The following is a 24,085-nucleotide window of genomic DNA, read 5'->3' on the forward strand; positions in this document are numbered from 1 at the left end:
CGCCGAAGGCCTTTCCCGACCTATCGCTTGTTCAAAGATAAATGGAGAGGTGCCACGATGGGAATGCAAGGCCAGCCGCTGCTCGTCACCAGCCTGATCGATCATGCCGCGCGCGAGCATGGCGAACGCGAGATTATTTCGCGCTGGGCCGACGGCAGCCTGACGCGATCGACCTGGGGCGAGGTCGGTGCCGATGCGCGGCGTTTCGCCGCCGCGATGGTGAAGCTGGGGATGCAAAAGGGCGACCGCATTGCGACGCTGGCGATGAATCACGGCCATCATCTCGTCAGCTGGTACGGTACCGCCGGGATGGGCGGGGTCCTGCACACGGTGAACCCGCGGCTGTTCGACGAGCAGCTCGTCTATATCATCAATCACGCCGAAGACCGGGTGCTGCTGTTCGACGCTGCCTTCCTGCCGATCGTCGAGCGTTTGCGCGACCAGCTACCGACGGTCGAGCATTTCATCCTGTTCGATGCGCCCGCGCGCGATGGCTATCTGTCCTATCGCGACCTGATCGATGCCGAGGACGGCAGTTTCCCGTGGGTCCAGCTCGACGAGCGCGATCCGGTGGGGCTTTGCTACACCAGCGGTACGACGGGCAATCCCAAGGGTGTGATCTACGAACATCGCTCGAACGTCATCCATGCGATCACCGAAATCCAGCCCGATGTGTTCGACCTGTCGAACCGCAGCGCGATCCTGCCGATCGTGCCGATGTTCCACGCCAATAGCTGGGGCATCCCGTTCGCCGCCGCGACGATCGGCGCGAAGCTGGTGTTTTCGGCGACGAACGATGCGCAGGTGCTGTGCGACCTGATGCACGACGAAGGCGTGACGCACAGCGCTGGCGTGCCGACGGTGTGGATCGCGATGTTCGCGCATATGGATGCGACGGGCATCGGCTATGGCGCGCTCCGGCGCGTGATCATCGGCGGGTCGGCCGCGCCGCGCGCGATGATCGAGCGCTTCATGAACGCCGGCATCGATGTCGCGCATGCCTGGGGCATGACCGAAACCTCACCGATCGGGACGATGGGCAAAAAACCGTGGAACTGGGACGCGATGAGCTTCGACGAGCGCGTCGACGTCGTCTGCCGTCAGGGCTGTCCGCCGTTCGGGGTCGAGCTGCGCGTCGTCGATGACGAAGACAATGTCCTGCCCCACGACGGCGTGTCGAGCGGGCGATTGCAGATCCGCGGGCCGTGGATCATCAAGCGCTATTTCCGCGCCGACGAGGATGCGGCCGACGACGATGGCTGGTTCGATACCGGCGACGTGTCGGTGATCCATCCCGACGGCGTCATGCAAATCACCGACCGCGCGAAGGACGTCATCAAGTCGGGCGGCGAGTGGATCAGCTCGATCGAGCTCGAAAATGCGGCGGTCGGCGCGCCCGGCGTGCAGGAAGCCGCCGCGGTCGGCGTCTATCACCCGAAATGGGACGAGCGGCCGATCCTGCTCATCGTCCGCAAACCCGGCGTGGAGGTCAGCGAGGCGGCGATCGTCGAATATCTCGCCGACAAGGTCGCCAAATGGTGGTTGCCCGACGAGGTCGTGTTCGTGGACGAACTGCCGCACACCGCGACCGGAAAGATACTCAAGCGGCAGCTTCGTGACGATTACAAGGATTACAAGCTGAAGTCGCTGGCGGCGGCCTAGACCCGGAACAACTCCATCTGACCGTCGCGTTCGGGCGGCCGGAACAGGTCGCTGCGGAGCGGCGGGAAGCTTTTGTCCATGCCATGCTCGCGCGCCGCGCGCTTCATGCGCTGGCGGATCAGTTGCGGCCAGACGCCCTGACCCTTCATGCGCGTGAAGAAATTCGGGTCGTTGTCGCGACCGCCGCGGATGTCCTGCACCATGTGCATCACCTTGTCGGCGCGGTCGGGATAGTGTGCGGCAAGCCAGGCGCGGAACAGCGGCGCGACCTCGAACGGCAGACGCATCAGGATATAGGAGGCGCGGATTGCGCCCGCTTCGGCGGCGGCGGCCATAATCGCCTCGATCTCGTGATCGGTGATCGCGGGGATGATCGGCGAGATATTGACCTGCGTCGGTACCCCGGCGTCGATCAGCGCCCGGATCGCGGCGAGGCGGCGGCGCGGGTGCGGCGCCCGCGGTTCGAGCGTGCGCGCGACCTTGGGATCGAGCGTCGTTACCGAAATCGCGACCCCGACCAGATTGTCGGCCGCCATTTGCGCGAGCAGGTCGATGTCGCGGAGCAGGCGGTCGGACTTGGTGGTGATCAGCAGCGGATGCCTGGTTTCGGCGAGCACTTCGACGATCTGGCGGGTGATGCCCCATTCGCGCTCGATCGGCTGGTAACCGTCGGTGTTGGTGCCGATCGCGATCGGCGCGACCTTGTAATTGCGCTTGGCGAGTTCGGAGCGCAGCAGCTTTGCGGCGTCGGGTTTCGCGAACAGCTTGCTTTCGAAATCCAGCCCCGGCGACAGGTCGTGAAAGGCGTGCGTCGGTCGCGCGAAGCAATAGATGCAGCCATGCTCGCAGCCGCGGTAGGGATTGATCGAGCGGTCGAACCCTATGTCGGGCGAGCTGTTGCGCGCGATGATCGTCTTCGGATGCTCGACCGTCACGGTCGTGCGCAGCGGTGGCGGCGCACCGTCGATATCTTCGGCTGCGTCGAGCCAGTCGCCGTCGGCAACCCGCTCGGCCGACCCGGTGCGCGTCGGCCGCAAATTGGTCGGCGCGCCGCGGCCCGCGATGGGGGGCAGGGGTTTGGCTGATTCCATCGGGCGAGAATATCGCGCCGATGAGAACAAAGAAAGAACAAATGCGCTATTCGGTGAGCCGCGGCATCAGTTCGACGAAGTTGCAGGGCTTGTGCCGGCTGTCGAGCTGGGTCGACAAAATGCCTTCCCATGCGTCGGTCACCGCGCCGGTCGAGCCCGGAAGTGCGAAGATATAGGTCCCGCGCGTGACGACGGCGCAGGCGCGCGACTGGATCGTCGAGGTGCCGATCTTCTGGTAGCTGAGCCAACGGAACAGCTCGCCGAAGCCGGGAATATCCTTGCCGTCGAGGCGGTGCAGCGCCTCGGGCGTCACGTCGCGGCCGGTGACGCCGGTACCACCGGTCGTGATCACGACATCGACTTCGGCATCGTCGATCCAGTTATGCAGCCGCGAGACGATCAGATCGCCCTCGTCGCGGATGATCGCGCGCGCGGCAAGGACGTGGCCGGCATCGGTGAGCAATTCGACCAGCTTGTCGCCCGACCTGTCGTCGGCTTCGCTGCGGCTGTCCGAAATCGTCAGGACGGCGATCCGGACGGGCCGGAATTCGAGAGTCTCGTCAATTGGCATCGGCGAGGCCGCCGGCATAGCTCAGCCGGACGCGGTCCTTGCCGTCGGGAAAGCGCGGCCATTTGCCCTGCGCGAGCGCGGCGCGGCTGACCGAAGGCTTGCCCTGCTGCGCTTCGTACATCCAGTAGTTGCGCAGCACGATGCCGACATAGCCCCGCGTCTCCCAATAAGGGATCGATTCCATGTAGAGCAGGGGGTCACCCTGATCGCGGATCTCGGTCTGCCAGCGCGCGACCGGGGCGGGCCCGGCGTTATAGGCGGCGATGACCTTGGGCAGCAGGCCGCCGGTCGCGCCGTCGCGGCTGAGATATTGCAGATAGCTCTGCCCGAAATCCATGTTGACCGCCGGGATGCGGAGGTCGCCGGTGCCGCTGTCGCCGCGCCAGCGCGCGACGTCGCGCGCGGTGCCGGGCAGCACCTGCATCAGGCCGAAGGCGCCCGCCGGGCTGACGACGGTGCGCTGGAAACGCGATTCCTGCAGCGTGTGTGCAAAGACGAGCGCTGGATCGACCTTCCAGCCGCCATTGGGTTCCCATTTCGGCTGCGGGTAGCGTGTTTGCGCCGCGAGCTTGCGGCCCTGCGGCGTATTATGCGCGAGATAAAGTTGCGTTTCGGGGAGGCTGAGTGCGCCCGCCATGCCGATCAACTGGGCATGCTGTTCGGGATTGCCGATCTGCGCCTGATGGCGCAGCGCCGCGCCGGCATATTTATCCTCGCCGATTTCGGCGAGCGCCATCGCGATGCGGACGTTGGGTAAATCCTCCAGCGCGCGCCAGGCGCTGCGGTCGGCGCGGACTTTCTCGCGCTGGCTGCCGGTTTCGACGCCCAGCGTTTCGGCGGCGAGCAGACCGTAGAGCGTCTCCTCGTTCGCGGCGGCGGCGCGCAGGCGCGGCTGGACCGACGCAGGATCGCCGGCGGCGATCGCGGCGCGGGCAGCCCAATAATAAGCGGCGGCGCGGGTTTCGCTGTCGGGCGCTTCCTTGGCGACGCGATCGAACGAGACGAGCGCGGTGCGGTAATCGTGGAGGCGCCACGAGGCGAGGCCCTGAACCCAGGCGCCCTGCGTCGCCCAGGCACCGCCGCCGGACGTGCAGGCCAGCGAAAGCCTGAGCGCATTCTGGTCGTCATTCTCGATATAATAGGACCAGGCGACCTTCTGCGTCCATTCGGCGCGCGCTTGCGGCGTGAGCTGGTCGGCAACGGCGTTGAGCAGCGCTTCGGCGCCCGCCGGATCGTCGTTCTTGATGCGATCGGGGATCGTCGCGGCAAGCCGCGCGGCGACCGGATCGCTGACGCTGTCGGCACCCAGCCGGCGCGGCGCGCTGCCCGCCCACGACAGGCGCGTCTGCATCGGCAGCGTCGGCAGGTCGGTCGCACCGCGCTTGGCCGCGAGCCGGCCGAGCTGCTCGGCCTGCGGCAATTGCGGCGAGCGGGCGAGGATCGGCATGATGTCGGCGACTTCGGCGCGCGGGCTGTTCGGTGCGGTGAGCAGTTCGGCGCGGAGGAAATCATTGAGCGGGCCCCCCTTAGCGTCCTGGTCGGCGCTGTCGAGGAGCGATTTTGCCTCGGCCCAACGCTGGCTGCGGATAGCCACGATCACCTGCGTGTAAAGCTGTTTCTGTTTCGACGATAATATGTCGGGCACGGTCTGCGGCTGCGCGGTCAGATCGCGGTCGCCGGCATCGGCGGCAAGTGCGGGCGCGGCGCAAATTGCGGACGCCGCAAGGGTGCAAGAGAGAAAAATTGTCTTTATCGTCATCTGTCAACGTCCCCGGTTGAACAGTTTGAGGCTATCCCAGGCCGCCGCCTTGTGGGCGGGCCGGGCCAGCAGCATCGCGGGGTGCGCGACGGCCACTGTCTCCATCTTGCGGCCATCTTGGTTAACATCGAGTAACCTTCCGCGCGCATCCGCGAGGGCGATATTTGCAGCCATGCGCACGATGTCGCTCCCGATCAGCAGGAGCCGTTCGGGCCCCGCAAGCCGCAGATGATGCCAGAGCAGCCGGTCGAGTTCGGCCGTGTCACGCTCGTTGCAGCGACCGCCCGGCGGCCGGGTGATGGCGAGGCTCGCGACATAACAGTCGGCGCGGCTGGCACCGATCGCTCGCAACATCGCATCGAGTAACGTTCCCGCGGGACCCGCGAACAAGGCGCCGTCACGCTGGTCGTCGACCTCGGGCCAGGCGGTCAACAGCATCAGCGGCGCGCCGGGATTTCCGGCGGGCAGGACGCGGCGGGCGTCCCACTGGCTGCCCGGAACGTCGGGATCTTCGGCGAGCCAGTTCTGGAACGCGGCCCATTCTTCCGGAAAAACGACGGGGCCCTTGGCGGCGGGCGCTATCGGCGCTTCCTGCCGCTGGAGCGCGGCCGGGAGCGGCATCGCCTCGGGCTCGGTGGTGGGCGCCTTGAGTTTCGGTGGAGCGGCATCATTCGCGGGCGGCAGGACCAGCCAACCCGCCGGCTCTTCGCCGACAAGTGCATCGACGCCAGCCAGCGACCACCAGTCGCAAATGCTTTCCGCCAGCAAGGCCGATTTTTGCCCACCCATGAATTTGTTTCAAACAGAGAGTTGACGGACGCGTCAATTGGCGGGCATCGCAATTCGTGACAGAATGAGCGCCGGACACGATGAATGATCGGCGCGGGGACGGCAGAAAGGTTATTGCGGTGAGCGAACGGGAATCGATGCCCTATGACGTGGTCATCGTCGGAGCGGGCCCGGCGGGCCTTTCGGCGGCGATCCGCCTCAAGCAACTCGCGAACGAAGCGGGCAGCGAACTATCGGTATGTATCCTCGAAAAGGGCTCCGAGGTCGGCGCGCACATCCTGTCGGGCGCGGTGATCGATCCGAAGTCGCTCGACGAACTGATCCCCGACTGGCGCGAACAGGGTTGCCCGCTCGCGCAGGTGCCGGTCAACGACAACCAGCATTGGGTGCTGACCAAGACGAAGAAATTCGGCCTGCCCGAATTCATCTCGCCCGGTTTCATGCACAACAAGGGCACCTATACCGGCAGCCTTGGCAACCTCTGCCGCTGGCTCGCCGAGCAGGCCGAAGGTCTGGGGGTCGAGATTTTTGCGGGCTTCCCTGCCGCCGAAATCCTCTACAACGACGATGGTTCGGTAAAGGGCGTCGCGACGGGCGACATGGGCGTCGCGCGCGACGGCAGCCACAAGGGCGATTATCAGCCGGGCCTTGAACTCCACGCCAAATATACTTTCTTCGGCGAGGGCGTGCGCGGCCACCTGACCAAGATGCTGAAGCCGCAATTCGCGCTCGACGCCGATTGCGAGCCGCAGGTCTATGGCCTCGGCGTCAAGGAATTGTGGGACATCAAACCCGAAAATCATGCCGAGGGCCGCGTCATCCACACGCAGGGCTGGCCGCTCGATCACAACAGCAATGGCGGCGGCTTCCTCTATCATCAGGCGAACGGGCAGGTGGCGCTGGGCTTCGTGACCTGGCTCAACTATCGCAATCCGCACACCTCGCCCTTCCAGGAAATGCAGAAGTGGAAGACGCACCCCGAGATCGCCAGGATCCTGAAGGGCGGCAAGCGCGTCTCCTACGGCGCGCGCGCGATCAGCGATGGCGGCTATCAGTCGGTGCCGAAGCTCGCCTTTCCGGGCGGCGCGCTGATCGGCGACAGCGCCGGTTTCCTGAACGTCCCCCGTATCAAGGGCACGCATACCGCGATGAAGTCCGGCATGATGGCGGCCGAGGCGGCGTTTGCGGCGGTGGCCGCAGGGCGCGGCAGCGATACGCTGACCGCCTATCAGGATGCCTATGACGATAGCTGGGTGAAGAAGGAACTCAGCGTCGTGCGCAATGTCCTGCCCCTCGTCGAGAAATATGGCGATCTGGCGGGTACGATCCTGTCGGGCATCACCATGTGGGCCGAAACGCTGAAGATTCGCATGCCCTTCACGATGAAGCATCATCCCGACAACACGACGCTCTATCGCGCCGACATGATGCCGAAGCCCGACTATCCGAAGCCCGACGGCGTGCTGACCTTCGACCGCCTGTCGTCGGTGTTCCTGTCGAACACCAACCATGAGGAGGACCAGCCGGTCCACCTCCAGCTCAAGGACCCGTCGATTCCGGTCGAATATAATCTGCCGCTCTATGACGAGCCCGCGCAGCGCTATTGCCCGGCGGGGGTTTACGAGATCGTCGGCGAGGCCGAGGGCGATCCCAAGTTCGTGATCAACGCGCAGAATTGCGTCCATTGCAAGACGTGCGACATCAAGGACCCGACCCAGAATATCAACTGGGTCACCCCCGAAGGCGGCGGAGGCCCCAATTATCCGAACATGTAAGTCCGCCCGGTTCCTTGCGGTGCGCTTCCTCGCGGTTGGCGCCGCCGCGCTGCCGATGCTGGTGCTCGCATCGCCCGCGTGGAGCGCCGAGGACAATGGCGGGGCGCTGAATGCGCTGGTGCGGGCGCGGCTGGCCGAGGAGGCCGGCGACCCTGCCGCGGCCCTGTCGGCCCTCGAAACGCTCGCCAGTCACGCGCCGACGCTTCCCGGGCTGCGCGGGCGGATTCTCGAACGGGCGATCGAGACGGGCGACCTCACAGTAGCACGCGGCGCCGCGGCGCAGCTCTGGCAGGTCGGCGATCGCCGTTTCGACGCCCAACTCGTCCTGCTGGTCGACGCGATCCGCCGTGCCGACTGGAAGGGTGCGCAGCTCTATATGGGCGGTCGCGCCGACAAGACCGGTGGCGACGCGATATCGCGTCTGATTCAGCCGACGCTCGATACATGGATCGATGTCGGCGCGCGGGTGAAACAGCCAGAACGTCACCTCGCTGCTGCCGGCGTCCGGGCGAGGCCCGAACCTGCGCTGCTGCTCGAAGCGGCACTGGTCAAGCTCGCGACGGGACGAACGGCCGAAGCTGTGTCGATTACCGACGAGATCATATTGACCGACCGGACGAGCCAGCTCGTCGCCCTTCGCGTCGCGGCAACGCTCGACAAGGCGGGGCAGGGCGAAGCGGGCGACCGGCTGCGGGGACGTATCGCGCTCGCATCGGGCGGCCGCGAGGATCCGATGCTGCTCTTGCCCGACCAGCCGGTATCGACGCCGCGCGGCGGGATCGGCCACTGGATGGCACTGCTCGCCGATGCCTTCGCACGCACGCCTAACAGCAGCCCGAAACTGTCCTTGTTGTTCGGGCGCACGGCCTTTTGGCTCGACGAGAACGACTGGATGGCGCGGTCGGCGCTGGTCGAGGCGCTCGATCGCAATGATCAGCGGCAGGACGCGCTGGCGTTGCTCGCGGGCAGCCGCCGCGCGATGCCACCGGTGCTCGACATGCGCCGCGCCGAGCTGATGGCCGACGCCGGCGATCTCGCGGGCGCCGCGAAGCTGGCGGAGGCGGCCGCTGCGCAGGAACCGCCGGTGCGCAGCCTGCTCGTGCGCTTTGCCGATATCGCCCGGCGATCGGACGACCCCAAGGCGGCTGAACGCGCCTATGCGCGGCTCGAAGCGACGCTCGGTACGGGGGAAGACGACGCGGCGCTGCGCGGCACGCTGCTGATCGCGCGCGCCGAACTCTTGCTGCAGGCCGACGCCTGGGGTGAAGCCGAACCCTTGCTCGAAAAGGCGGTGGCGCTGCGGCCGAACGATGCCACCGTTCTGAATTTCGCAGGCTATTCGGCGCTTGAGCGGCGCAAGGACGTCAAGACCTCGCTCGCGCGCATCGAGGCGGCGTGGAACGAAGAACCGCAGAATGCGAGCATCACCGACTCGCTCGGCTGGGCCTATTTCCTGACCGGCCGTGTCGAGGAAGCAGTGCCGCTGCTCGAAAAGGCGCAAGCGGGCGAACCCGACAATCCGGTGATCGTCGAGCATCTCGGCGATGCCTATTGGAAGGCCGGGCGGCGGTTTCAGGCACGCTATAGCTGGCGCGCCGCGGCGCTGCTCGCCGAGGCGGACATGGCGACGCGGATCGAGGCGAAGCTCCGCGACGGGCTGAGCGAAGCAACGACCGCGCCATGACCGCCTTTCGCGAAACCGGTTGGGCGAAGATCAACCTCGCGCTGCACGTCCGCGGGCGCCGCGCCGACGGCTATCACGATATCGAGACGCTGTTCGCCTTCGTCGACGACGGCGATGGAATCGCGGCGGAGTTCGCCGACGTCGACAGCCTGACCATCGACGGCGATTTTGCCGAGGGACTGACGGCGGGCGAGGATAATCTGGTTCGCCGGGTGTTGACTCTGCTGCGCACGCGCTATGGCGCTGATCGCGTACCGCCGCTGGCGGTCACGCTGACCAAGCGCCTGCCGGTCGCCGCCGGGATCGGCGGCGGGTCGGCCGACGCGGCGGCGATGGCGCGGCTGGTCCGGCGACACTTCCTGCCCGAACTGGGCGACGCGCAGCTCGCGCGGCTGGTCACACCGCTCGGCGCCGATATTGCGGCCTGCGTCGCCAGCGCGACCTGCCTCGGCCTTGGGACGGGGGACGCGCTGAGCGCGCTTCCCGAACTCCGGCTGTCCGGCACTCCGGTGCTGCTCGTCAACCCGCGCCAACCGGTGGCGACCGGACCGGTGTTCGCGGCGTGGGACGGCATCGACCGCGGGCCACTGTTCACCGGGGCAGACCTCCGCGCGCAGCTCTTTGCCGGGCGGAATGACCTCCAGCGTCCGGCAATTGCCCAGTGTCCGGCGATCGTCGACGTGCTGACCGAACTCGGCGCCCTGCGGCCATGGCTGGCGCGGATGTCGGGGTCGGGTGCGACCTGTTTCGCGCTGTTCGACGCGCCGGCCGAGCGCGATGCCGCCGCCGCACATCTGGCACAAAGCCGGCCGCACTGGTGGCAGATGGCGGGAGCATTGCGATGAGCGAGGCGTGGCGGCAACTGGGCGCGACGCGGGCAGGGGGCATCCTGTTGATCGCCGACCATGCCTCGGCCTTCGTGCCCGCCGATATCGATCTCGGCATCGATCCCGCGTTGCTCGGCGAGCATATCGCCATCGACATCGGGGTTGCCGAGGTGGCGGCGCTGCTCGTCGAAGGCGGCGCGGTCGATGCCGCGATCCTCGGCGGGGTGTCGCGGCTGGTGGTCGACTGCAACCGTGAAGAAGACGCCCCCGGCGTGTTGCCGATCGCCAGCGACGGCCACGCGGTGCCGGGCAATGCGCTCGACGATGCGGGGCGCGAGGCGCGGCTGGCGCGGTTTTTCCGGCCCTATCACGACCATATTGCCGCAACGATTGCGGCGTACCGCCCGGCGATGATCCTGTCGCTGCACAGCTTTACGCCGGCGCTGGCGGCGCATCCCGAACAGGCGCGGCCATGGCATGTCGGGGTGCTGTATAACGAGGACGACCGGCTTGCGGCGGCGGCGATCGCGGCGCTAGCAGCCGAAGGGCTCAACGTCGGCGACCAGCTTCCTTACTCAGGCAAATTGCTCAACGCGACGATGAACCGCCATGCCGAAGGCAATGGGATTCCCTATGTCGGGATCGAGATGCGGCAGGACCTTGTGCGCGATGCGGCGGGGCAAGCGCTGTTTGCCGAACGGCTTTCTCGCATGTGCAGCAAAGTTACATTGAATCTGGCCGGATAGGCGTGTAGAGGCGCGTTTCTTCGCTTATTTTTGAAATAAAATTATCAGGACTGTTGAAAATGCCTTCATATCGTTCGCGCACCACCACCCACGGCCGTAACATGGCCGGCGCCCGCGGGCTATGGCGCGCGACGGGGATGAAGGACAGCGACTTCGGCAAGCCGATCATCGCGGTCGTCAACAGCTTCACCCAGTTCGTCCCCGGCCACGTCCACCTGAAGGACCTCGGCCAGATGGTGGCGCGCGAGATCGAGGCTGCGGGCGGGGTTGCCAAGGAATTCAACACGATCGCGGTCGACGATGGCATCGCGATGGGGCACGACGGCATGCTCTACAGCCTGCCGAGCCGCGACCTGATCGCCGACAGCGTCGAATATATGGTCAATGCCCACTGTGCGGATGCGATGGTGTGCATCTCCAACTGCGACAAGATCACCCCCGGCATGCTGATGGCGGCGCTGCGCATCAACATCCCCGTTGTGTTCGTCTCCGGTGGGCCGATGGAAGCGGGCAAGGTGGTGCTCAAGGGCAAGGAGGTCGCGCTCGATCTGGTCGATGCGATGGTCGCAGCCGCCGACGAAAAATATAGCGACGAGGAAGTCACCGAGATCGAGCGGGCGGCGTGCCCGACCTGCGGCTCCTGCTCGGGCATGTTCACCGCCAACTCGATGAACTGCCTGACCGAGGCGCTGGGGCTGTCGCTGCCCGGCAATGGCTCGACGCTCGCGACCCACGCCGACCGCAAGCAATTGTTCCTCACGGCAGGACGGCTCGCGGTCGAGATGTGCAAGCGCTATTACGAACAGGACGACGACAGCGTGCTGCCGCGCAATATCGCGACCTTCGAGGCGTTCGAAAACGCGATGAGCCTCGACATCGCGATGGGCGGATCGACCAATACGGTGCTGCACCTGCTCGCCGCCGCGTTCGAGGCGGGGGTCGATTTCACCATGACCGACATCGACCGGCTGTCGCGCCGCGTGCCCTGCCTGTCGAAGGTCGCGCCGGCGAAGAGCGACGTCCATATGGAGGATGTCCATCGCGCCGGCGGGATCATGGCGATCCTTGGCCAGCTCGAACGCGCGGGACTGATCCACGCGCACCTCCCCACGGTGCACAGCGCGACCCTGGGCGACGCCCTGAACAAATGGGACATTTCGCGCACCAACGATCCCGACGTCCAGAAATTCTTCATGGCGGCGCCGGGCGGCGTGCCGACGCAGACCGCGTTCAGCCAGGACCGGCGCTGGGACTCGCTCGACCTCGACCGCGAAGCGGGGGTGATCCGTTCGGCCGAACATGCGTTCAGCAAGGACGGCGGGCTTGCCGTGCTGTCGGGCAATATCGCGCTCGACGGCTGCATCGTGAAGACCGCGGGGGTCGACGAATCGATCCTGAAATTTTCGGGGCCGGCCAAGGTTTATGAAAGCCAGGACGCGTCGGTCGCGGGTATCCTCACCGGACAGGTCGAGGCGGGCGACGTTGTCGTCATCCGCTACGAAGGACCGAAGGGCGGTCCGGGGATGCAGGAAATGCTCTACCCGACGAGCTATCTGAAGTCGAAGGGGCTCGGCGCCGCGTGCGCGCTGATCACCGACGGGCGCTTTTCGGGCGGTACGTCGGGGCTGTCGATCGGCCATGTCTCGCCCGAGGCGGCCGAAGGCGGGACGATCGGCCTTGTCGAGAACGGCGACCTGATCGAAATAGACATTCCGGCGCGCACGATCACGCTCGCCGTTCCGGAGGGCGAACTGGCTTCGCGCCGGGCAGCCATGGAGGCCAAGGGCGATGCGGCCTGGCAGCCCGCCAAGCCGCGGCCGCGCAAGGTTTCGGTAGCACTTCAGGCCTATGCTGCGATGACGACGAGCGCCGCGCGCGGCGCGGTGCGCGACCTGTCGCAGCTTAAGGGGGGCAAGACATGATATCGAACCGGGGCGCATTCCTGCCGTTCCTGTTGCTCGCCGGATGCAGCGGCGCGCCCGACAATGGCGAACTGGCCGAAGCCGAAGCGCGCGGATCGCGCGAAGCGGCCGAAAACGGCCGCATCGAATGCGCGCTCGAAGGCGCCAAGCTGTTCGACCGGACCTGCACCGTCGAGGAAATGAGCGGTGCCGACGGGACCGTGCTGGTGGTCGGGCGCGGCGATGTCGGATATCGGCGCCTGCTGATCGCGACCGACGGGCGCGGGCTGGTGTCGGCCGACGGGTCCGAACCGGCAAAGGTCACGATCGTCGGCGACAAGCTGATCGAGGTCGCGGTCGGAACCGACCGTTACCGCCTGCCCGCCAATACCGGTGGCCCGAAATAGGCTTTTGGGCAGGACATGATAGGGTGGCGCCATGTCGATACCCCCGGATGCCCCGATCCTGACCGGCGCCGCGATGCGCGAGGCGGAGGCGGCGTGCGCGATCCAGGGGACATCGCTTTCCGAGTTGATGGATCATGCGGGGGCCGCCGTTGCCGATACGGCGTGGCGGATGGCGGCGGGCGCGCCGATCCTGGTCCTCTGCGGTCCCGGTAACAATGGCGGCGACGGTTATGTCGCGGCGCAAATACTCGCGGAGCGTGGAGCGAATGTGCGCGTCGCCGCGCTTACGGAGCCGGCGACGAAGCTGGCGACGGCGGCGCGTGCGCGCTGGAACGGACCGGTCGAAACGCTCGATGAGCAGACGAAGCCGGCGCCGCTGATCGTCGATGCCTTGTTCGGCGTCGGCCTGTCGCGGCCGCTGGCCGACAGTCTGGCGGCGACGCTGCGCCGTTTCGCCGCGAGCCGCATCCTTGCCGTCGATGTGCCGAGCGGTGCCGACGGCGATGGGGCCAAGGATTGGGTGCCGCCGCTTCGAGCCGACGTGACGCTGGCGCCCGGGGCGCTGAAACCGGCGCATGTGCTGTTGCCGACGGCGGCAGCGTGCGGGCGCGTCCTGCTGGCGCCGATCGGCATCTCGGCGAACCGGGCGATGCGCAGCCTGCCGGCGATACCGCCCGCCAAACCCCGTCCCGAGGCCCACAAGTTCAGCCGCGGCATGGTGCTGGTCTTCGCGGGACCGATGCCGGGCGCCGCCGAACTGACCGCGGCGGCGGCGCTGCGGGCGGGGGCAGGCTATGTCGTCCTCGACGGCAGCGAGCGGGCACCGTTCGCCGCAATCGTCGTCGAGGGCGAAGAGAAGTTCGGCGAACGGCTCGACGATCCGCGCGTCGGTGCGGTCGTCATCGGGCCCGGCTTTCCGGCCGGCGACGAACTGCTGTTCGATGTCGAGGCGGCGCTCGATTCGGGCAAGCCGCTCGTCCTCGACGCCGCGGCGATCGCGGCGGCGTTGCCGCGCCTCTCCGAAACGCCGTGCAAGGCGATCCTGACGCCGCACGAAGGCGAGTTCGCGCGCACCTTTCCGCAGCTCTACGGTAGCAAGATTGACCGGGCGAAGGCCGCCGCGGTGCGGACGCAGGCCGTGGTTGTCTACAAGGGGGCCGACACGATCATCGCCGCGCCCGACGGCCGCGTTGTTGCCGCATGGCCGGGCAGCCCCTGGCTTGCGACCGCCGGAACGGGCGATGTGCTCGCGGGGGCGTGCGGCGCGATGCTGGCGCGCGGCGGCGATCCCTTCGACGCCGCGGTGGCCGCGGTAGGCTGGCATATCGCGCAGGCGGCGCGTATAGGCCCCGGCCTTGTCGCCGACGATCTGGTAAAGGAATAATATGACCGACAGCGCGCTGATCGAGCGCATCGCCGCGCGCGGCGATGGCGTGACGGGCGACGGGCGCCATGTGATGGGCGGCGTGCCCGGCGACCGCGTGCGCGACGACGGCATCATCATCCCCGGCCCTAACCGCGCCGATCCCCCGTGCCGGCATTTCGGCAAATGCGGCGGCTGCCAGCTCCAGCATGTTGCCGAACCCGCACTCGCCGAATTCGTGCGCGATCGGGTCGCCGGCGCGCTGGCTGGACAGGATGTCGCGGGCGGCGAGGTGCTGCCGGCGCACTTGTCGCCGCCGCAGAGCCGCCGCCGGGCTACGCTCACGGCGCTGCGGACGGGCAAGCAGGTCGCGCTCGGCTTCAACGCGGCGCAGAGCAACCAGATCGTCGACATGCGGATGTGCCCGCTGCTCCTGCCCGAATTGTTCGCGCTGGTCGCGCCGGTGCGCGAGTTGCTGGCGGTCATCGCGCCGCAAAGGCGCCCGGTGAAGGTCAAGCTCCAGATGCTCGACCAGGGGGTCGAACTGATCCTCGAGGGGGTGAAGGCCGACGGGCTCGACGCGGCGATGGCGATACAGGATTTCGCCGGCGCGCATGGCCTTGCCCGTCTGGCGATCGATCAGGGCGACGGGCTCGAAACGCTGTGGCAGCCCGAACCGCCGACGGTGCGCTTCGGCGACATATCGGTCGAGGTGCCGCCCTTTGCCTTCTTGCAAGCAACCACGGCAGGGCAAGCAGCGCTGGTCGATGCGGTCCGGCGTGCGATTGGCGACGCCGGTGCGGTTGCCGACCTGTTCGCGGGGGTCGGCACCTTCGCGCTGTCGGTCCAGGCGGGACGCAAAGTCTATGCTGCCGAGGGAGCGCGCGATGCGATCGCGGCGCTGACGGGCGCCGCAAACCGCGCCCGGGCGCTCGTCGCCACCGAACATCGCGACCTGTTCCGGCGGCCGCTGGTGCCGGCCGAACTGAACCGGTTCGGGGCGGTAATTCTCGATCCGCCGCGCGCGGGGGCCGAGGAGCAAGTCAAGCAGCTTGCCGCGTCCGAGGCGCCGGTTATCGCGTATGTCAGCTGCAATCCGGCCAGCTTCGCCCGCGACGCGAAGCTTCTCATCGCGGGCGGCTATAGCCTCGACTGGGTACAGCCGGTTGGCCAGTTCCGCTGGTCGACCCATGTGGAACTGGCCGCACGTTTTTCACGAGGTTAGTGCAACACGAAGCCGATGAAGGCGTGCACGCACAGCGCGATCAGCGCGAGGCTGGCCAGCGCGAAGATGCCGAAGCGCCACATGACGCGGTTGACGGTCGCCTGGATGAGGCTGTGGACGATGCGTAGCGCGACATAGGCCCAGGCAAGCTGCGCGTTGAGCCCGCCGCCCATGCCGCCGATCGCGAGCGCGAGCGCCACGGCATAGAAGACGGTCGGCTGTTCCATCAGATGGTTGTAATTATGCGCCTTCCACTGCACTTCGGCGGGCAGCAGGTCGTCGAGCCCCTTGCCGGTGCCGCCGACCAGCTTGGCGGCGTCGATCTTGGCGCGCTGCATCGCGGGGATACGCGTCGCGTACATCCACACCCACATGATCATCGACCAGAGCGCGAGCGTCGCGACCGGTCCCAATATTGCGTTGTTATCCATATTTCTCCCCCTCAACCCAAAGTGGCGATAACCGCGAGCAGCGACAGTGCGAGCAGGCACAGCGTCGACAGCAGGAACAGCATGAAGCGCACCGGAATGCGGTTGACCGTCGCCTGCCACAGGCTGTGGACGATGCGCAGCACGACATAGGTCCAGGCAATCCAGACGACATAGGCTGGATAGCCGCCCACGGCGTGCAGGATCAGGATGACGGCATAGAAGATCGTCGGCTGTTCGAGCAGATGCGTATAATTATGCGATTTCCAGTTGATCTCGGGCGGCAATATCTTTTCGAGATCGGCGCCGCGCCCGCCCGGCGGCGTTTTCTTGAGGTCGATCCCCGCTTTCTTGAGAGCCGGGAAGCGCGTCGTGGCAACCCACAGGAACATGATGAGCGTCCATAGGATCAGGACGGCTCCCGGTGCGAGCAGGTTTGCGGACATAGACATCTCCCCCTGTTGTTCGGATGCGATGCTAGGCCGTGCCCGGCGAGATGCAATCGCAGAACGTCACGGCCGCTTGCCGGCGACTTCGGCGCGGATCGCGGGACCGTCACCGTCGATGCGCGGGGCGAAACCAGGTTCGCGGGGCGCGGCGGCGCCATATCTGACCGGCGGCCGCATCTCGTGAAACGCGCCGACGTCGGGGTGGACGCGGCGGCGGAAAAATCCGGTCGCCTTAAGGTGCGGATCATCCTTGATATCCTCGAGATCGCGCACGGCGATGGCCGGAATGTCGTTCGCGGCAAAGATTTCGAGCCATTCGGCGGTCGTCCGGGCTGGCGTTTTTCTCGCGATTTCGCCGTAGACGAGCGCCATATGCTGGCCGCACATTTTGGCTGCCTCGAAGTCCGGCGAGGTGAGAAGCGCGTCGCTTCCAAGCAGCCCCATCAACCGCGCGGTCGAGGCGGGCGTATAGGGGACGACCGCGATATGGCCGTCGGCGGTCGGGAAGGGCTGGCGAGCCGGATCGAGCTGGCGTGGATATCCGGCGGGCCCGATCGGGGGATCGAGCGCCGCGTCGCGGAGGTGCTCGGTAAGCATGAAGGCAGCGAAGCACTCGAACATCGGCACCTCGACCGCCTGTCCTTCGCCGGTCCTGAGCCGGTGGACGAGCGCGGCGAGGATCGCCTGCGCGCCGAACTGTCCGGCGACCTTGTCGGCGATCAGTGAGGGGAGGTAGCGCGGCCGCGGATCGCCGTCGACACGCGGCAGCAGGCTGGTCGTGCCGGTCGCGGCCTGGATGACATCGTCATAGGCCTGCAGGTCGGCATAGGGGCCGTCCTGCCCGAAACCCGTGCCGTGGATATAGATGATGTCGGGCTTGAGTGCCTTGCACGCGGCATAGTCGAACCCGAGCCTTGCGATCGCCTTGCCGCGGACATTGTGGATGAAGACGTCGGCGGTCGCGATCAGGTCGCGGAGGACGGCGGCGTCCCCGGGCTGCTTGAGATCGAGCGCGATCGACCTTTTTCCGCGGTTGACGGTGAGGTGGACCGACCCCATCGTCGGGTCGGAGGCGCCGCTGCCGAGATAGCGCGACACGTCCCCGATGCCCGGGGTTTCGACCTTGATCACCTCGGCGCCGAGATCGGCGAGCATCTGGGTCGCATAAGGGCCAAAAATCACCGTCGTCAGGTCGATGATGCGGATGCCTTCGAGCATGGTCATTCAGCGATCGCTCCTTCGCCGCCGACTTTCGCAAAGCGGGACGTGGGCGCAAGAAAAATCGCTTAGGGGCCTAAGCCTCGGCCGCCGCCAGCCGGGCGTCGCCGGTTCCTGCGACATAGGCGGCTGAAATCCGGCGGTAGGATTTCGACCGGAACGCCGCGATCGTCGCGACGATGCCGAGCACGCCGGTGATCGTGAACACCGCGGCGATCCCACGTTCGGGGCCGCGGCCGTACCAGTCGCCGATCGCGTCGGCCCCGGCGCCGTCGGTCATCAGCGGGATGAAGACGAACTGGGTCAGTGGCGCAATCAGGAAGGCGGTCAGCGGCGACGCAGCCTGTTCGACCGACTGGGCGAAACCGAAGACGCGGCCCTGCCGTTCGTAGGGAACGACCTTTTGCAGCACCGTCTGCTCGGCGGCCTCGGCATAGGGGCCGAGGAAGAGCCAGACGAAGCAGCCGATCGCGAGCAGCGGGATCGACGACTGGATGGTGAAGACGGCGGCGACGATCCATTCGACGAGGCAGACCAAAAGCAGCGTCCGCACGGGATTGGCGCCAAGCCCGGTCCGTGAAATCAGCGCGCCGCTGACGATGAAGGCGCACGACATCACCGCCCACAACAGGCCCCATTGCTCGACCGCCATCAGCGACAACCCATAGGCGTCCATCAGCGCCATGAACACGCCGCCAAGCAGATTGTTGAGCGCGGTGAAGAGGATCAGCGCGAACAGGCCCGAAATGCCGAGGACGAGGCGAAACGTCCCGGCAAGGTCGACCTGCCGCGGTGCGTCATGCGCGCCGGTATCGCGCGGCTCGTCGATATGGACGAACAGCAGATGGAGCGCGGCGAGCAGCGACAGGCCGACGGCAAACATCAACGTCGCGGCGATGCCGCCCCACGCGACAAGGAAGCCGCTGATCGCCGAGGTGGTCAGGAAACCAATGCCGCTGACCACGCCGACGAGCCCGTTCGCCCTGTCGCGCCGGTCTTCGGGCACGAGCAGGGTGACGAGCGTCGGCAGCGCGATCATCCGGATATTGCCGACGATGACGCCGAACATCGTCAGCAGGATGAACAGCCATAGCGTCGCGCTGTCCTGCCTGACGGCGCGAATATCGGGATCGAGCGCATAGGCGGCGAGCGCGAAAGCATAGATCGCCAGCGAGGCGAGGCTCGAAACCAGCATCATGCTCCGCTTGCGATGATGGTCGACGAGGCTGCCGAACCAGATGCCGAGCGCCGAGGTGAACACCAGATAGATGCCCGCGATCATCCCCGTCGCGAAGACCGACTGGCTCTCGAGGAAAATCCAGAAGGTCAGCGCGAACCACACCGTGAAGTTGGTGATGTTGGCGACGAGGTTGTTGACGAGAAGATGGTGGAAGGGCTGCATGGGCGGCGCAATCTAGGGTCAGGATCCACCAATTGCGCGATCGAGGCGTCGAAATGGCGAAGATATCGGGTTCGGGCGGGCGCAGCGGGTAGCATCGCTACCCGCAAGACCGCGCGGGCCCAAGATCAAAGCCATTTCGACGTCCCTCCGGGATTTGACCGATTTTGCCCATGGCTTCGTCAGCAAGTCTTGGAATATTGACATATGCCTTCGCCTTGCCTCCTCGCCCTGCGCAAAATCGCTTCAAACCTCGATCGCGCAATTGGTGAATCCTGACCCTAGCGCCTTGGTTCGAAAGCGAAAGGGCCGGTCACATTGCTGTGCCGGCCCCTCAATTCGTGTGGCTGACCCTGAAGGTCAGAACAGCTTGGTCACCGTCGCGCTGCGGCGTTCGGGTTCGGCTTCGCCGGTGTAGAGGCTCACCATCGGTTCGTCGCTGACGACGTGGATTTCCTCGGCCCCGAAACCGTTGAACTTCGTCCGCATCGCGCAGCCATAGGCGCCGAGCATGCCGATTTCGATGAAATCGCCGGCCTTGATATCGTCGGGCAGGAAGAAAGGCCCGGCCATATGGTCGAGGTCGTCGCAGGTCGGACCGTAAAAGCTGAACGCCGTCATTTCCGCATCGCTCTTGCCTTCGCGAAGCAAGCTGACCGGAAAGCGCCAGCCGACATGCGCGGCGTCGAACAGCGCGCCATAGGCACCGTCGTTGATGTACAGCTCGTCGCCGCGGCGCTTTTCGACGCGGACGATGAGCGAGCTATACTCGGCCGACAGCGCGCGGCCCGGTTCGCACCAAAGTTCGGCCGAATAGCTGATCGGCAGGCTTTCGAAGCTGCGGTGGATCGTCTCGAAATAGGCGTCGAGCGGCGGCGGCTCCATGCCCGGATAGCTCGACGGGAAGCCGCCCCCGACATCGATAATGTCGACGGTCACCGACGCCGCGACGATCGCGGCGCGGACGCGTTCCATCGCCTGCGCATAGGCATGCGGGGTCATCGCCTGGCTGCCGACATGGAAGCAGATGCCGAGCGCGTCGCTGGCCTGGCGCGTCGCCATCAGCAGTTCGGCGACCTCGTCGGCTTCGGCGCCGAACTTGGCGGCGAGGCTGAGCTTCGAATGGTCCGACGAGACGCGCAGGCGCACGAGCAGGTTAAGGTCCTGCGCGCCTTCGGTGGCGCGGACGATCTTCTCCAGCTCTTCCATCGTATCGAGCGAGAAGGTGCGTACGCCATGCTTCCAATAGGCTTCGGAAATCGCTTCCTCGGCCTTTACCGGATGCATGAAACAGAGCGTCGCCTTCGGCAGGGTGCGCGCGACGAGGCGCACCTCGGCGATCGAGGCGACGTCATAATGGGTGACGCCCGAATCCCACAGCACGCGCAAGAGGTCGGGCGACGGATTCGCCTTGACCGCATACATGGTCGTGCCGGGAAATCGCTCGATGAAGAAACGCGCTGCGCGCGCCGCGGCGTGCGGGCGGACAAGCGTAACAGGTTCGACCGGCGAAAGTGCCTGAATCAGCCCGTGGGCGCTATGATGCTGGTGCAACTCAAGGGACCCCCAAAAAATACGTTAAACATCCAAGGCTGCCTTGCGGTTATTGGAAGTCCCCCTGGGGCAGCGGAGGGCGATATATGCAGGGGGGTCCCCCCTGTAAAGACCCTTTGGCGCAATTTTGTAATAAGCCGGTAACAGTGGGCCGAACCGGGGCTGGCATGCGCCGAAGCGGCAAGCGTCGGACGGATTCAGCTCATAGATGGTCATTGCGAGGAGCGAAGCGACGAAGCAATCTCCAGCCGTGATCATCGTGAAACAGGGCTGGAGATTGCTTCGCTCCGCTCGCAATGACGCCAAAGAAGCTCGAAAGGACACTCGCCATGGTCTCCCCCGCCGATGTGAATCACACCTTCACCGATAGCGAACTCGACGAGCTGAAAGCGTTCGGCACGATCGAATGGCGCCGCGCCGGCGACCTGCTCGTCGAGGAAGGCGCGATGGCGCCCGACTGCATCGTCACCCTGTCGGGCCATACCGACATCTTCGCGTCGACCGACGAAGGGCGCAAGCGTGTCGGCTGGATGGAGCGGGGCCAGTTCGCCGGCGACCTGTCGGTGCTGACCGGGCAGCGCCATCTGTCGCGCGTCGAAATGGGCGCCGACGGCGACATCCTGCGGATCGCCCATGCCGATTTCCAGCGCCTGATCGCGGGCAATTCCCATTATTCGGACATCTTCGTTCGCGTCCTGTCGGCGCGGCGCGAGTTCAGCAACACGCGCGGGTTCGCGGTGACGATCGTGATCGGTGCGGCGATGGACCGCAGCGTCTATGCGCTGCGCGACCTGCTGATGAAGCATGGCGTCGCGCATCGCTGGTTCGATCCGGCCGACGGGCCGGTCGCGGCGCATCTGATGGCCGAACGCGGGCTGACCGAAGCCGAACTGCCCGCGGTCATTCTCGGCGCCGCCGACGTGCTGGTCCAGCCGACGCCCGAACAGCTTGCCGCGGGGCTCGGGCTCGATCTGCTCCCCGACGGGGCGACCGCCGATGTGCTCGTCGTCGGCAGCGGCCCCGGCGGGCTGGCGGCGGCCGTCTATGCGGCATCGGAAGGGCTGACGGTCATCGCGCTCGACGCACTGGCGCCGGGCGGGCAGGCCGGGACGTCGTCGAAGATCGAAAATTACCTTGGCTTCCCGACCGGCATTTCAGGCAACGAGCTGGCGCGGCGCGCGACGGTGCAGGCGCAGAAATTCGGTGCCCGGCTGGTGGCGCCGGTGCGTGCGGCGTCGATCGGGCGCGACGGCGACGCCTATTGCCTCCATCTCGCCGACGGGCGCAAGCTGCGCAGTCGCGCGGTCGTCGTTGCCAGCGGGGCGCAATATCAGCGGCTGCCGATCGACGGCATCGAGGCCTATGAGGGGCGCGGCATCTATTATGGCGCGACGCCGATGGAAGCGCAGCTCTGCGGCAATGCCGAGGTCACCGTTGTCGGTGCGGGCAATTCGGCGGGGCAGGGCGCCATCTATCTCGCGAGCGTCGCGAAGAAGGTCCATGTCATCTTTCGCCGGTCGAGCCTGCGCGACACCATGTCGGAATATCTGGTCAAGCGGCTTGAGGAGCATCCGAATATCGAGATCGTCCCGTCGACCGATGTCACCGCGCTGCACGGCGAGGAGGGATTGGCCGGCCTGACCTATCGTTGCCGCGAGACCGGCGCCGAGGGCCATTGCGACTGCCGCTTCCTGTTCCTCTTCCTCGGCGCCAGCCCAAACACCGGCTGGCTGCCGCGCGAAATGGTCTGCGACGAGCGCGGGTTCGTGAAGACCGGCGCCGACATCGCGCCGATGGAACTGGTCAAGGCGGGCTGGTCGCTCGACCGGATGCCGAGCCGTTACGAGACGAGCTGGCCGCGCATCTACGCCGTCGGCGACGTGCGCAAGGGATCGGTCAAGCGCGTCGCGTCGTCGGTGGGCGAGGGGTCGGTGGTGGTCAGCGACATCCATCAGGCACTGGCGGAGGTGAGTCCTGTCACCGATGGGTAAGGTTCACCCCAGCCGCGTCTTGAAATCCTCATAGCCGAATTCGCGGACAAGCTTCAGTTCGTCGGTCTCGCTGTCCCACAGCCAGATCGACGGAAGCGGCACGCCGTTGAAAGTGTTGGTCTTGACCATCGAATAATGCGCCTGATCGAGGAAGGCGAAGCGCTGGCCGACGCGCGCGCCGCCGGGCAAGCGGTAATCGCCGATCACGTCGCCCGCGAGGCACGAGGGGCCGCCGAGGCGTGCCGCCATCCCCTCGCTGCCTTCGTCCAGCATCGCGGGGCGATAGGGCGCTTCGATCACATCGGGCATGTGGCAGGTCGCCGAAATGTCAGTGATGCCGATCGGCATGCCGTTGTCGAAGAGGTCGAGCACTTCGCCGACAAGGATGCCGGCATCGAGCGCGATCGCCTCGCCGGGTTCGATCATCACGTCGCAGTCGGTCGCGGCGCGCACTTGCTTCAGAAAGGCGATGAGGTCGTCGGTCTGGTAATCGGCGCGGGTGACGTGGTGCCCGCCGCCGAAATTGATCCATTTGAGGCGGCCGAAGAAGGGGCGCAGCATCGGCTGCACGGCGTTCCACGTCCGCTGAAGCGGCGGGAAATCCTGTTCGCACAGGCTGTGCATATGGATGCCGTCGATGCCCTCCAGATGTTCGGGGAGCAATTGCGTGACGGGGAAACCGAGGCGGCTGCATGGCGCCGCAGGGTCGTATTTGGCGACTTCGCCCTCGCTGTGCATCGGATTGATGCGCAGCCCGACGTCGAAGCGTTCGCCCGCCGCGCGAAGATCGTCGAGCAGCGGACGGAAGCGGGCGATCTGGCCGGGCGAATTGAAGATCAGATGATCCGACAGCCGCGCGATTTCGGGAAGATCGGCTTCCTTGTAACCGGCACAATAGGTCGCGACCTCCTTGTCGCCCTGCGCACCGCCATATTCCTCGCGCCCGAGCTTTGCTTCGTAGAGCCCCGACGCGCAGACGCCGTCGAGATATGTCGCGACGGTCGGGCCGAGCGACCACATCGAAAAGGCCTTGAGCGCCGCGAGCACGCGGGCGCCGGAGGCGTCGCCGATGTGGCGCAGCACGGCGAGGTTCGCGCGTATCTTCGCCGCGTCGACGACGAAAGCGGGCGAGGGGACGCGGGTAAGGTCGAAGCGGGCAAACGCCCCGGGATCGCCGGCTCTGGTTTCCATGGGGCGCCTCTAGAGTTTTTTGGTTCGCGATGAAAGCGGGTCGGTTCCGCGGTCG

At 66.3% G+C, this 24,085-nt stretch carries 20 protein-coding genes; 10 read left to right on the forward strand and 10 right to left on the reverse strand.

What is annotated here, in order from left to right:
* Window positions 1–57: 57 nt before the first annotated feature.
* Window positions 58–1,662: a long-chain fatty acid--CoA ligase gene (locus tag V6U71_RS08675; protein ID WP_411341860.1), complete on the forward strand. Its 1,605-nt coding sequence runs from the start codon at window positions 58–60 to the stop codon at window positions 1,660–1,662.
* Here V6U71_RS08675 and V6U71_RS08680 read toward each other — a convergent pair.
* Genes V6U71_RS08680 through V6U71_RS08695 form a run of 4 tightly spaced genes read right to left on the reverse strand, consistent with a single transcriptional unit; the run spans window position 1,659 to window position 5,872 of the window.
* Window positions 1,659–2,753, reverse strand: a complete 1,095-nt coding sequence (locus V6U71_RS08680; protein WP_411341861.1) for a PA0069 family radical SAM protein — start codon at window positions 2,751–2,753, stop codon at window positions 1,659–1,661. The genes V6U71_RS08675 and V6U71_RS08680 overlap by 4 nt on opposite strands.
* A 46-nt stretch (window positions 2,754–2,799) precedes the next feature.
* Window positions 2,800–3,324 (reverse strand): molybdenum cofactor biosynthesis protein B, encoded by a 525-nt coding sequence (gene moaB / locus V6U71_RS08685; protein WP_411342330.1) that lies wholly within the window; start codon window positions 3,322–3,324, stop codon window positions 2,800–2,802.
* On the reverse strand, window positions 3,314–5,083 hold the full coding sequence (locus tag V6U71_RS08690) for a lytic transglycosylase domain-containing protein (RefSeq protein ID WP_411341862.1): 1,770 nt from the start codon (window positions 5,081–5,083) through the stop codon (window positions 3,314–3,316). Before V6U71_RS08690 ends, moaB begins: the two co-directional genes overlap by 11 nt.
* A gap of 3 nt (window positions 5,084–5,086) precedes the next feature.
* Window positions 5,087–5,872: a uracil-DNA glycosylase family protein gene (locus V6U71_RS08695; protein WP_411341863.1), complete on the reverse strand. Its 786-nt coding sequence runs from the start codon at window positions 5,870–5,872 to the stop codon at window positions 5,087–5,089.
* A 119-nt stretch (window positions 5,873–5,991) separates the two neighbouring features.
* On the opposite strand from V6U71_RS08695, the gene V6U71_RS08700 reads away from it, so the two are divergent.
* Genes V6U71_RS08700 through V6U71_RS08735 form a run of 8 tightly spaced genes read left to right on the forward strand, consistent with a single transcriptional unit; the run spans window position 5,992 to window position 15,800 of the window.
* Window positions 5,992–7,647 (forward strand): electron transfer flavoprotein-ubiquinone oxidoreductase, encoded by a 1,656-nt coding sequence (locus tag V6U71_RS08700; RefSeq protein ID WP_411341864.1) that lies wholly within the window; start codon window positions 5,992–5,994, stop codon window positions 7,645–7,647.
* Window positions 7,648–7,666: 19 nt separating this feature from the next.
* Window positions 7,667–9,331, forward strand: coding sequence for a hypothetical protein (locus V6U71_RS08705; RefSeq protein WP_411341865.1), 1,665 nt, complete (start codon window positions 7,667–7,669; stop codon window positions 9,329–9,331).
* On the forward strand, window positions 9,328–10,176 hold the full coding sequence (locus V6U71_RS08710; RefSeq protein WP_411341866.1) for a 4-(cytidine 5'-diphospho)-2-C-methyl-D-erythritol kinase: 849 nt from the start codon (window positions 9,328–9,330) through the stop codon (window positions 10,174–10,176). The genes V6U71_RS08705 and V6U71_RS08710 overlap by 4 nt, the downstream gene beginning before the upstream one ends.
* Complete coding sequence (locus V6U71_RS08715) at window positions 10,173–10,904, forward strand: N-formylglutamate amidohydrolase (protein ID WP_411341867.1); 732 nt, start codon at window positions 10,173–10,175, stop codon at window positions 10,902–10,904. Before V6U71_RS08710 ends, V6U71_RS08715 begins: the two co-directional genes overlap by 4 nt.
* Before the next feature lie 59 nt (window positions 10,905–10,963).
* On the forward strand, window positions 10,964–12,826 hold the full coding sequence (gene ilvD, locus V6U71_RS08720) for a dihydroxy-acid dehydratase (RefSeq protein WP_411341868.1): 1,863 nt from the start codon (window positions 10,964–10,966) through the stop codon (window positions 12,824–12,826).
* Window positions 12,823–13,212 carry a hypothetical protein gene (locus V6U71_RS08725; protein ID WP_411341869.1) on the forward strand — a complete coding sequence of 130 codons (390 nt, stop codon included), beginning with the start codon at window positions 12,823–12,825 and terminating at the stop codon, window positions 13,210–13,212. The genes ilvD and V6U71_RS08725 overlap by 4 nt, the downstream gene beginning before the upstream one ends.
* Window positions 13,213–13,243: 31 nt before the next feature.
* Window positions 13,244–14,596: an NAD(P)H-hydrate dehydratase gene (locus tag V6U71_RS08730; protein ID WP_411341870.1), complete on the forward strand. Its 1,353-nt coding sequence runs from the start codon at window positions 13,244–13,246 to the stop codon at window positions 14,594–14,596.
* Between the two features lies 1 nt (window position 14,597).
* The gene (locus tag V6U71_RS08735; protein WP_411341871.1) at window positions 14,598–15,800 is read left to right on the forward strand and encodes a class I SAM-dependent RNA methyltransferase; all 1,203 of its coding nucleotides are present in this window, start codon (window positions 14,598–14,600) and stop codon (window positions 15,798–15,800) included.
* Here V6U71_RS08735 and V6U71_RS08740 read toward each other — a convergent pair.
* The 5 genes from V6U71_RS08740 to V6U71_RS08760 form a co-directional block, all read right to left on the reverse strand.
* Window positions 15,797–16,231 (reverse strand): MAPEG family protein, encoded by a 435-nt coding sequence (locus tag V6U71_RS08740; RefSeq protein WP_411341872.1) that lies wholly within the window; start codon window positions 16,229–16,231, stop codon window positions 15,797–15,799. The genes V6U71_RS08735 and V6U71_RS08740 overlap by 4 nt on opposite strands.
* Before the next feature lie 11 nt (window positions 16,232–16,242).
* Complete coding sequence (locus V6U71_RS08745; RefSeq protein WP_411341873.1) at window positions 16,243–16,674, reverse strand: MAPEG family protein; 432 nt, start codon at window positions 16,672–16,674, stop codon at window positions 16,243–16,245.
* Between the two features lie 66 nt (window positions 16,675–16,740).
* Window positions 16,741–17,901 carry a CaiB/BaiF CoA transferase family protein gene (locus V6U71_RS08750; RefSeq protein ID WP_411341874.1) on the reverse strand — a complete coding sequence of 387 codons (1,161 nt, stop codon included), beginning with the start codon at window positions 17,899–17,901 and terminating at the stop codon, window positions 16,741–16,743.
* 70 nt (window positions 17,902–17,971) lie between these two features.
* Entirely contained in the window at window positions 17,972–19,297 is a 1,326-nt protein-coding gene (locus V6U71_RS08755) for an MFS transporter (RefSeq protein WP_411341875.1), read from the reverse strand.
* 357 nt (window positions 19,298–19,654) lie between these two features.
* On the reverse strand, window positions 19,655–20,848 hold the full coding sequence (locus V6U71_RS08760) for a type III PLP-dependent enzyme (protein WP_411341876.1): 1,194 nt from the start codon (window positions 20,846–20,848) through the stop codon (window positions 19,655–19,657).
* Window positions 20,849–21,144: 296 nt separating this feature from the next.
* Between V6U71_RS08760 and V6U71_RS08765 the strand changes: the two genes are divergently transcribed.
* On the forward strand, window positions 21,145–22,839 hold the full coding sequence (locus V6U71_RS08765) for an FAD-dependent oxidoreductase (RefSeq protein ID WP_411341877.1): 1,695 nt from the start codon (window positions 21,145–21,147) through the stop codon (window positions 22,837–22,839).
* A gap of 3 nt (window positions 22,840–22,842) precedes the next feature.
* Here the strand turns inward: V6U71_RS08765 and V6U71_RS08770 are convergent, their stop codons facing one another.
* Window positions 22,843–24,030, reverse strand: coding sequence for a carboxynorspermidine decarboxylase (locus V6U71_RS08770; protein WP_411341878.1), 1,188 nt, complete (start codon window positions 24,028–24,030; stop codon window positions 22,843–22,845).
* Between the last annotated feature and the right edge of the window lie 55 nt (window positions 24,031–24,085).

Origin of the sequence: Sphingopyxis sp. J-6 (assembly GCF_046603995.1) — a bacterium.
GTDB lineage: Bacteria > Pseudomonadota > Alphaproteobacteria > Sphingomonadales > Sphingomonadaceae > Sphingopyxis.